A 10,702-nucleotide genomic window follows, 5' to 3' on the forward strand; every position below is an offset into this window, starting at 1 on the left:
GCTGGAGAGGCAGAGGCACGGCTCGCTGATTTCTCTGCTTGCTTCATCTATCTACAGCCCCGGCGGCCGTCAGGCTGATGTGATGACGGTAAATTCACTCACCGAAGGATTCGCCGCATGTCCACGCTGACTTTAACCCCTATCACCCAACGCCTTGTAGAAGCAGCGAGCCGAGTGCCCGCCGGGGTTCATGCGCGCCTGCCGAAATGGCTTGGAAATGCCTCGAGCGACAGGCGTCAAGCCTTGAAAAACATCCCACTGGAATTTGCCGCCTGGCAGGGTGAAGCCAATCGCTCACAACACGCCCCCCTGAAAAAAGCCGTGCAGACCAGTTGGGAGGCGCAAAACCGGCTCGATACGGCCTTCGCAACGCTCCAGTCCCCCCAAGCCTTCGCGGCACCGTTACTGCAAGAGGCACTCAAGCAGCAGTTTGACGTTGAGTCCAATGTCACTACCACCTATCTGCGCCTGTATAAGCCTTTGACTTTACCCTTGGCGCCCCTCGAGACGGGCGCCAAACCCTGGACCGTGTCGCTGGTGGAGGCCGCGCTGCACAACTTCGACGCGGACGAAGGCAAAACAACGGCTTACACCGCAGAGTCAACCTTCATTACCGAACCGTCCACCACCGGGCAGTTCGACACGCTGCCGGGGCTGCGCGAGCAGATCAGCATCGCGCAATTCATCGGGTTGTGCCGCCAGCTGGATATCGGCGCGCACTATCAGCGCTACCTCAAGCATTTTTTCGGGTTCCAGGACGCTGTTCTCAAAACCCGGCTACGCAACAAAGTCATCCAGAGCCTGAAAGCCGATGCGCAAACGAGCCTGCAAATGGCCCGTCTCAAAAAGGATGTGACGCCCCCGGTCTTTGATGCACTTGGCCGCTGTCTGAATAACCTTGGCGCCGAGCTTGCCGGCAAGGCACTGCTCAGCCACGACCTTAACCTGATGAACGCGCCGCTGACCGGCATCGTACTGTTCGCTCCCGACCTGGAGTTACACCGCAGTGCAGCCCCGGTCGTGGCCTACATCCCCGGCGACCCACAGTCCCCGCTCAAGTACTACGTCAACGGCGCAGCATTTATGCAGGATCTGGCCAACAAGCTACGCAACACCGACTACCAGGCGTTTTTCAGCCGTTTCGTCAACCAGGAGCACCGTGGCTACTTCTTTGCCGGCCTCAACAGCCGCTTATCGCAAGTGGTCTGGCACGAGCACAGCGTCGGTGATCCACGACCCACCTGGCGCGACGAGCCGATAGCCCAACCCCGACTGCAATTTTACGCAGAGAAAATCACCGGCGATCTTTACCAACACCTGTACGAAAGCAAACTCAACAAGCTGCTCAATGATGCGCGGGTGACAGCCATCTCGACCGCCGACGCCGATAGCAAGGCACGCTGGCAACGCTGGGACATTGTGCAAAAAATCGGTAAAGCCATTCTCGAAATCGCCGCGTTCATTGCCGCGCCCTTCATTCCACCGCTGGGGTTGCTGATGCTCGGCTATACCGCCTATCAACTGCTTGATGAAGTCTTCGAAGGCATCATCGATTGGGCAGAAGGGCTCAAGAAGCAGGCATTCGGGCACCTGATGTCCATCCTTGAACAAATGCTTCAACTGGGCATGTTCGCGGTCGGCGCACCGATTGCCGAGGGCCTGCTGAGACAGGCGCTACCGAAGGAGCTGTGGGACTTTTTCGACTCACTCACGCCGGTCACTGCCGGCGGCAAAACCCGCCTGTGGAACCGCGACCTGAAGCCCTATGCCCATGAGATTCAACTGGGTGCGGCGGCACGCGCTGACGCGCAGGGGCTGCATGCCCATGCAGGCAAACGAGTCCTGGCACTCAACGGGCAGCATTTTTCTGTCACGCAACACGCGGGCAACGCTTTCCTTGCACACCCCACCCATGCGCACGCCTACCGCCCGCGGATAATCGGCAATGGCAAGGGTGCCTGGATAACCCCAGGGGATCGCCCGCTGACCTGGGATCGCACCACCCTGCTGCGCCGCCTCGGGCCGCCGGCCGAGGGGATCAGTGAGGTAGGCCTTGAACTGGCCCACCGCATCAGCGGGACCGATGATGCGGCCCTGCGCAAAATGCACCTGGACCACCAGTCGCCGCCCCCACTGCTGATTGACACGCTCAAGCGCGTCAAGATCGATGAGCAGCTACAAGCCTTCATCGACCAGATGAACAGTGACGATCCTCAGGTTTATCAAAAAGCCGACCCACAGACCCAACTGTGGCTGCTCAGCCAGACCGGCTTATGGCCTGAATCCAAGACCCTGCGGTTTCTCAACGCAAAAGGTGAAACTGTCTGGGAGCACCAAGGCCGCAAAGACGCCGCCGTAGCACAAATACACGAAGCTCAGATGAACAATGGCGACCTGCTGCAAACCCTGCTGGAAACCTTGGACGAGTCAGAACGCAAAACCCTGCTTGAAGAGGCGTTCGGCAGCCCCACCACCCCGATGAACGTGCGTATTGCCACGCTGCGCAAACGCTTGGCACGCCAAGCCCAGGACAAACGCGCCAGCCTGTTTGACTCGCGCTATCGAAAAGAGGAAATCATCGATACCGCACGCCTGCAAAAAGTCATCGACACCACCTCCGGCCTGCCGACGAGCGCTGCCGAAGAAGTATTACGCAGTGCGACCGGGGAAGAGCTATCGGGCATCGACCAAGGCAAAGTGCCCGCATCGGTGATAGAGCGCGCACGCTGGGCTGCCCATGAAGTGCGCATCAGTCGGGCCCATGAAGGGCTGTACATGGACGCCCTGGAAAGCAATGACACACACCGTCTTGCCTTGCATTCGCTGGAAAACCTGCCGGGATGGTCGCCGCAGGTGCGCCTGGTAGTCACCGACTTCAGCCGTACCGGCAAGGTACGCGATGCTATCGGCAGCCCCCAGGCACCGATACACCGCACGCTCGTGTGCACTGTCGAGGGCGATTACATTCCCGAAGACGGCAAGGGCACCCTGTTTGGCGCAACCGACTTCTACACCGCCGTTCTCCAGGCACTGCCGGACGCGCAGCGCAACGCACTGGGCATTCATATCGGCCAGGGTCCGCTGCTGAGGCAAACCTTGCGTCAACACACGCTGGCGCGTGAAGCGCTGGGCACTCTGCTGGCCGAAGCCCCCGTGCGTAAACCCTCTTACGACCCGGCCCTGATGCGCCTGCCCGGCGGCATGGAAGGCTACGGCAGCAGCCCGGCAACCCCGAGCCCCCCTCTGGAGACTCAGTTATTACATGAGCTGTACCCGAGCCTGAGCCCAGCACAAGTGACCAACGCATTGAACTTCATGAGGTACCGGCCCGGCTCCCCCCTGCAAACGCTTCAATACTTGAAGAACGAATTTTTACAGTTAGAAAACAGCCTTTCGACCTGGAACTCCAACACGCCGCAAACCCTTCAGGGTACCGACATACCGCTCCCCCCCTCGACGATCGCCGATGAGCAACTCAATCGCTGGAGATGGACGCGCGAACTGATCCGCGCCTGGCGTCATGAAACCCCACCGGATCCAGCCTTCAGCGAGGGCCACCAGTTGCACCTGCCGCCGCTGTACGGCGAACTCCCCACACTCAATACACGCTTCAAGTTCATCTCCACCCTGAGTCTGAGGGGCTACCGCACCACCCGGGACGCACCCGCGTTCCTCACGCACTTCCCCAACCTGCGAACGCTGGCTATCCGCGATATTGCCCTCAACACAATCCCCCCAGAGGTCATTGGGCTGCCCCACCTCGACAGCCTGACGTTACGCAACTGCAACCTTCACCTGTCCCTTCAAAATCGTGCAGACCTTGCCACGCGGACCGGGCTTCGCCATCTGGACCTGTCTGACAACAACCAACTGTCGCTCACACCCGACCTCAGAGCCCTGGCCGACTTGCAGACACTGAATCTGAGCCAGACCAATATCTCCCAATTCCCCGAAGGCCTGCTCAACCGCCCTCGGTTGACGCGTGCCGACCTCAGTAACAACTATTTGAGGCGGCTACCCGAGGCCGCCTTCAGCGTGCCCCGCGCAACCGCCAGAGTCTTTGATCTGTCAGGCAACCCGCTGTCTCGCGCCACGCTGGAGCGCATCAAACGCTATTGCCAGAGAACCGGCGAACACTTTGGCGCAGACGCCCATCCTGCCGAGCGCCAGCGGGTCCTCGAGCTCTACCCCAGCTACACCGCCACTGAAGCCAATAACTTTATTTTCAAGCTGCCCGGTGGGTTGGATGACTCCATGGCAATCCTGGAACGCCTGAAAGTCGACTACGAGCGCCTGCAAGCGGACTTGGGAGAATGGGCGGCAAACGTACCCGACCCGCACGAGGGGGCGCCAATGGACGAAGACGCGCAGGCGCGACAACAAGTCCTGCGAGGCCAACTCAAGGCATTGATTGAGGAAGGCTGGCGCAGGGAGACCAGCCTGAATGCAGAGCATGAGCCACCCACCACCTCCCACAACATGACATTAGCCGTGCCGCTGCTCGGCGATCTGCCGGTGCTGAGGGTCGATTTCGAACATATTTCAAGGCTGGAACTGAGGGGGGAGGACACCACATCGATCCCCGCGGGATTTATCGAGCGTTTTCCCAACCTAGAGAGCCTGTTTATCCATCGGTATGCACTGCCAGACATTCCCGCCGGCGTATTCAAGCTGCCGAAGCTCAAGCGGCTCAACCTGACTCAAAGCACGGTCCGTTTGACGCAAAAAAGCGCCGCAGACTTGAGCGACCTGCACACCCTTGAATACCTGGACCTGAGTCACAACACAGACCTGGGCATTTCCCCCGACATCAGCAAAATGTCCGGACTGGAAACCCTGATGATTGAAAGCGCCGGCCTCACCGAGCCCCCTCACGGGATGTTCAACCTGCCCCGCCTCGATGTGGTGAGCCTGAGAAACAACCGAATGACCGAGCTTCCTGACGACCTGTTTGAACTGGACGCTGACAGGGCTGACGGCTTCAATCTCGGCGGCAACCGTTTCTCTACCGGGACGATAGACAAGCTGCGCCACTACTACCGGCGTACGGCCGTGGACTTTGACGTACCCGAAGCTCGACAGCCCGAGGCGACGCTGGCCGACACCGGCTCCGAAGAAGAGGGGGAGGAATAAAAAATGCTCAACCGCGCTCGGATGGCACCGACGACAGCTCGAACGGGCTGCTGCTGCGCCGCTGGTTGCGGTCTTCACGGGGTGTGGCGCCGAAGAAGTTGCGGTAGGCGCTGGAGAAATGCGGCCCCGAGGAGAAGCCGCACGACAGGCCGATCTGAATGATCGACTTGCTGGTTTGCATGAGCATCTGGCGCGCCTTGTTCAGGCGCAGTTCCAGGTAGTACTGGCTGGGGACGCGATTGAGGTATTGCTTGAAGATGCGTTCGAGTTGTCGTCGCGATACACAGACGTGCTGGGCGATTTCATCGGTGGTCAGCGGTTCCTCGATATTCGCCTCCATCAACAAAACCGCCTGGGTCAGCTTCGGATGGCTGGAACCCAGGCGGTTTTGCAGTGGAATGCGCTGGCGCTCGCCGCCTTCGCGAATGCGCTCCACCACCAGCTCTTCGGAGACTGCACCGGCCAGTTCGGCGCCGTGATCACGAGCGAGTACTGCCAGCAGCAGATCGAGCACAGACATGCCACCGCAGGCGGTGAGGCGGTCGCGGTCCCAGTCGAACAGATGGCTGGTGGCGATGACCTTGGGGAAACGCTCGGCGAAATCGTCCTGCCAGCGCCAGTGCACGGCGGCGCGGTAGCCGTCGAGCAGGCCGAGCTGGGCCAGCGGGTACACACCCGCCGACAAGCCGCCAATCACGCAACCGGCGCGAACCAGCTGCTTGAGCGCGGTGCTCAGTTGCGAGGCGATGACGGTCGGCGGTTCGTCCGCCAGCAGGAACAGCTTCTGGAAGCCCTCGAGCTTACCGGCCCACGGCTCGCCCGGCAGTTGCCATGCGCCTTCGGCCGCCGGTTCCGCGAGCAAAAACGACAGCTCGTAGACCACGTCCGGATGCACCCGCTGAGCAACGCGCAAGGCCTCCTCAGCCAGCGCAAGCGTCAGGGCTTTTGTGCTGGGCCAAATCAGGAAACCAATTTTATGGGCGGTCATGGAGGGCTATCCGAAACGAAGAACGGTAATGAAGACAAGGGCTAATGCTAGCCCGTAAACCAACACAAATCTCAAAACATAGGGAGATCAAATGTGGGAGCTGCCTTGCCTGCGATAGCACTGGGTCAGCTGGTATATCTGTTTCTGATACACCGCTATCGCAGGCAAGCCAGCTCCCACAGGGGATCGGCGTCAACCTCAAGACTGTTGAGCATGCATTATTTCAGTGCATAAAAGCAGTCCTGATTATTTCAAGCTACCCGACAAGAACTGCTGCAAACGCTCGGACTGCGGGTTCACCAGCACTTCCCTCGGGTTGCCACGCTCTTCAACGATACCTTTGTGCAAGAACACCAGTTGGTTCGACACTTCACGGGCAAAGCCCATTTCGTGGGTCACCACCACCATGGTGCGGCCTTCCTGGGCCAGGTCCTGCATCACCTTGAGCACTTCGCCGACCAGTTCCGGGTCGAGCGCCGAGGTGGGTTCATCGAACAGCATCACCTCCGGCTCCATCGCCAAGGCACGTGCGATTGCCACGCGCTGCTGCTCACCGCCCGACATATGGCCGGGGAACGCATCCTTACGATGGCCCACCCCAACTTTGGCCAGGTAGTGCTCGGCCTTTTCACGGGCTTCTTTTTTCGACATGCCGAGCACGTGCACCGGCGCTTCCATGACGTTTTCCAGCGCGGTCATGTGCGACCACAGGTTGAAATGCTGGAACACCATGGACAGGCGCGAACGCATGCGTTGCAACTGCTTGGGGTCGGCGGCCTTCATGGCGCCGTCTTTGTTGGCCACCAGTTTCAGCTCTTCATTGTTGAGCAGAATCTTGCCGGCGTGAGGCTGCTCGAGCAGGTTGATGCAGCGCAAAAAGGTACTTTTGCCCGAACCACTGGAACCAATGATGCTGATTACATCACCGGCCGCGGCGGCCAGGGACACGCCTTTGAGCACTTCATGACTGCCATAGCGTTTATGCAGGTCTTGGACTTCAAGTTTGTACATGCGGTCGGTTCTCACAAAAACAGGTGGTCAGTCGTTGAGCAAGCGCCCGTGACGCAGCGCTTCGCGCCCCGCCACCTTGGCCAGCCAGAAACCCGCTTGGGCATAACGTAGCCGTTCAACGGCAAACAACACCCCCGAGGTTCCCGCGCAAACGGTGCTCACGCGGTCGTCCAGGGGGTCAATCACTTCAAAAATCGGCTCGCCTTTTTCGATCCACTCACCGGCTTTACGCAGGTAGCTGATCACCCCGGCGTGGGGTGCGAACAGCAGCTCGGTGCCTTCAAAAGGCATGCCTTCGCAGGGTTCGAACTGTGGCGCGGGCCATTCCCCCTTGATCAAGCCCTGCTCGGCGAGAAACGCGAGAATGCCTTCGGCGTGGAAGATCGCCTCGTCACGACCCGTGTCGGCCTGGCCGCCCAGTTCCAGGGTCGTCGCCAGGCAGGCCAGCGGGACCTGTGCTTCGGGGAACGCCTGGGACAAGCGCAGCCACGGCAGCGAGCAGGCTTCATCAAACGAACTGCCGCCGGAATCTTCCGCCAGCAGGCCGACCTTCACCCCCAAATGCGCCGACAGCGAGCGCCACTGCGGCCAGTGCTGCGGCAGCGCATACATGTGCAGTGCGGCTTCGGCGTCGCAATGCAGGTCGAGCACCACATCGGCGGTGCAAGCGTGGCTCAGCAGGATGCGTTGCATGCCTTGCAGCTGGCTGCTCGGCTCTGGCAACGCGCTGAGCACATCACTCATGGCCTGGCGGATCAAGCGCACATTGGCGTGAGGATCATCGCCCAACTTGCCCTTGAGCAACTCAGTGACCGGCTCGCTCAACTCGACGAAATCGCGGTTAAAGTTCTTGCCGCTGCCCACTTCGAAACGGCCCTGGTGGCTGCCTTGCAGCAACTGACCCAGGCCCATCGGGTTGGCCACCGGCACCAGCTCGATCACGCCATTGAGCGCACCTTGCTGTTCCAACTCGGCCAGGCGCTTTTTCAGCTCCCACGCGGCGCGCATGCCGGGTAATTCATCGGCGTGCAGGCTGGCCTGGATATACGCCTTGCGCTCGCCCTTGCCAAAGCGGAACACGCTCAGCTGGCGCTCGCACCCCAGGTGGCCCCAGGGCAACAGGTGATCGATACGTTCCATATCAGTGCTTCCGTGGAGCCAGGTAGCTGAGCCAGCGGCGCTCGGCCAACTTGAACAGGCGCACCAGGATAAAGGTGAGGCACAGGTAGAACACACCAGCGGTGATATAGGCTTCGAACGGCAGGTAGAACTGCGCGTTCACCGTGCGCGCGGCACCGGTGATGTCGATCAGGGTGACGATGGAGGCCAGGCTGGTGGTCTGCAACATCATGATCACTTCGTTGCTGTACTGCGGCAGCGCGCGGCGCAGGGCCGACGGCAGCAGGATGCGGCGATACAGCTTGTAGCGCGACATGCCCATGGCCTTGGCCGCTTCGATCTCGCCGTTGGGCGTGGCCTTGAGGCTACCGGCAATGATCTCGGCGGTGTAGGCGCTGGTGTTGATCGCAAACGCCAGGCACGCACAGAACGTGGCGCTGGATAGCAGCGGCCACATGAAACTCTCGCGCACCGCCTCGAACTGGGCCAGGCCGTAGTAGATCAAGAACAGCTGCACCAGCATCGGCGTGCCACGGATCACATAGGTGTAGAGCCAGGCCGCACCGTTGATGATCGGCTGCTTGGACACACGCATCAGGCCCAGGGGCAAGGCGGCGAGCAGGCCGAAGAACAGCGAGATGGCGAGCAGTTTCAGGGTGGTCAGCAGGCCGCCAAGGTACAGCGGCATGGCCTCCCAGATGACGTTGTAGTCGAAGATCATAGATCAGCCGCCCTTACGCCTACCGAGTAGCGCTTCTCAAGATAACGCAGGGCCAGCAACGACACGCTGGTGATCACCAGGTACATCGCCGCCACTGCGAGGAAGAAGGTAAAAGGCTCACGGGTGGCATCTGCCGCCTGCTTGGCCTTGAACATCATGTCTTGCAGGCCCACCACCGAAATCAGCGCGGTGGCCTTGGTGAGTACCAGCCAGTTGTTGGTAAACCCAGGGATAGCCAGCCGAATCATCTGCGGCACCATCACCCGGAAAAACACCTGAAAACTGCTCATGCCATACGCAAGGCCGGCTTCGGCCTGGCCCTTGGGAATGGCCATGAAGGCGCCACGAAACGTTTCCGAGAGGTAGGCGCCAAAGATGAAACCCAGAGTGCCGATACCGGCGGCCAGGGGGTTCAAGTCGATATAGTCGTCATAGCCAAGCATCGGCGCGACGCGGTTAAGCAAGTCCTGACCGCCGTAGAAAATCAGCAGGATCAGCACCAGGTCGGGGATCCCGCGGATCACCGTGGAGTACAAGTCACCCAGCCAAGCCAACCAGCGCACCGGCGACAGGCGTAATGCGACCCCGATCAGACCCAGAACAATGGCCAAGGCCATGGACGACAAGGCGAGCTGAAGCGTCAACCATGCGCCATCGAGGATGACGGCCCCGTAGCCTTTCAACATGATTCAGGTCCTCGAAAAGGGGGATGAAAAAATGGCGCAAACCTCAGGAACTCTGTTGCTTGCGCCATTCAGGACAGACAGCTACGACGGTTTACTTGGCTTCAGGGCCGTAAATGTCGAAGTTGAAGTACTTTTTCTCGATTTCTTTGTACTTGCCATTGGCACGGATCGCCGCGATAGCAGCGTTGATGCGGTCCAGGTTTTCCTTGTCGCCTTTACGTACCGCGATGCCGATGCCGTCGCCGAAGTATTTGGCGTCGGTGAAGGCCGGGCCGGTGAACGCGTAGCCTTTGCCGGCTGGGGTATCGAGGAAACCTTCCTGCAGCAGGGTAGCGTCAGCCACGGTGCCGTCGAGGCGACCGGCTTCCACGTCCAGGTAAATTTCGTTCTGCGAGCTGTAAGGCACAACCGTGGCGCCTTTAGGGGCCAGGACTTCCTTGGCAAAACGGTCATGGATCGAACCGCGCTGCACGCCGATTTTCTTGCCTTTCAGTTCATCCAGACTGTCGCTGACCGCAGTGCCTTCCTTCAACACCAGGCGCGCTGGGGTCAGGTAGTAGCGGTTGGTGAAGTCCACGGACTTCTTGCGGTCTTCAGTGATGGACATGGACGACAGGATCGCGTCGATCTTGCGCACTTTCAGCGCAGGGATCAGGCCGTCGAATTCTTGCTCGACCCAGGTGCACTTGACCTTCATCTCTTCGCACAGGGCGTTGCCGATGTCGTAGTCAAAGCCGACGATGCTGCCATCGGGAGCTTTAGAGGCGAACGGAGGGTAAGCCGCTTCGATACCAATTTTCAGCGGCTTGCCTTCAGCGAAAGCCTGCATGGACAGCACGGACAGCGCCAGGGCGCCCAACAGCACGAGTTTCTTCATCTTGGGACTCCATCGGTATAGGGCAAAAACAGCAGTATGAGCCATGGCCCACGATGCGACTTAAAGGAAACCGAATTGCGGTGCTGCGTCCTACGCCAGTTAAACCTGCGACGACGAGCGAGTGATCGGCATTCTAACGACAGGCTGGAAGCCGATATTTCCTCAAT

The 10,702-nt window shown here is 59.9% G+C and carries 7 protein-coding genes; 1 reads left to right on the forward strand and 6 read right to left on the reverse strand.

The annotated features are described in order from the left end of the window. The first annotated feature begins 243 nt into the window (after positions 1–243). Positions 244–5,133, forward strand: coding sequence for a leucine-rich repeat domain-containing protein (locus HU722_RS22715; RefSeq protein ID WP_225930654.1), 4,890 nt, complete (start codon positions 244–246; stop codon positions 5,131–5,133). Positions 5,134–5,140: 7 nt separating this feature from the next. Here HU722_RS22715 and argR read toward each other — a convergent pair whose 3' ends face one another. From argR to HU722_RS22745, 6 genes are all read right to left on the reverse strand, one after another. Further along, on the reverse strand, positions 5,141–6,121 hold the full coding sequence (gene argR / locus HU722_RS22720; protein WP_049711881.1) for a transcriptional regulator ArgR: 981 nt from the start codon (positions 6,119–6,121) through the stop codon (positions 5,141–5,143). 246 nt (positions 6,122–6,367) lie between these two features. Further along, entirely contained in the window at positions 6,368–7,132 is a 765-nt protein-coding gene (locus tag HU722_RS22725; protein WP_005790637.1) for an ABC transporter ATP-binding protein, read from the reverse strand. A gap of 27 nt (positions 7,133–7,159) precedes the next feature. Then, on the reverse strand, positions 7,160–8,272 hold the full coding sequence (locus HU722_RS22730; RefSeq protein ID WP_065881349.1) for a succinylglutamate desuccinylase/aspartoacylase family protein: 1,113 nt from the start codon (positions 8,270–8,272) through the stop codon (positions 7,160–7,162). A 1-nt stretch (position 8,273) separates the two neighbouring features. Beyond that, the gene (locus HU722_RS22735) at positions 8,274–8,972 is read right to left on the reverse strand and encodes an ABC transporter permease (RefSeq protein WP_049711879.1); all 699 of its coding nucleotides are present in this window, start codon (positions 8,970–8,972) and stop codon (positions 8,274–8,276) included. Beyond that, positions 8,969–9,658, reverse strand: a complete 690-nt coding sequence (locus HU722_RS22740; protein WP_032886746.1) for an ABC transporter permease — start codon at positions 9,656–9,658, stop codon at positions 8,969–8,971. The genes HU722_RS22735 and HU722_RS22740 overlap by 4 nt, the downstream gene beginning before the upstream one ends. A gap of 91 nt (positions 9,659–9,749) precedes the next feature. Then, positions 9,750–10,535 carry an ABC transporter substrate-binding protein gene (locus tag HU722_RS22745; protein ID WP_065874010.1) on the reverse strand — a complete coding sequence of 262 codons (786 nt, stop codon included), beginning with the start codon at positions 10,533–10,535 and terminating at the stop codon, positions 9,750–9,752. Between the last annotated feature and the right edge of the window lie 167 nt (positions 10,536–10,702).

The sequence above is a fragment of the Pseudomonas tritici genome (genome assembly GCF_014268275.3).
Lineage (GTDB): Bacteria > Pseudomonadota > Gammaproteobacteria > Pseudomonadales > Pseudomonadaceae > Aquipseudomonas > Aquipseudomonas tritici.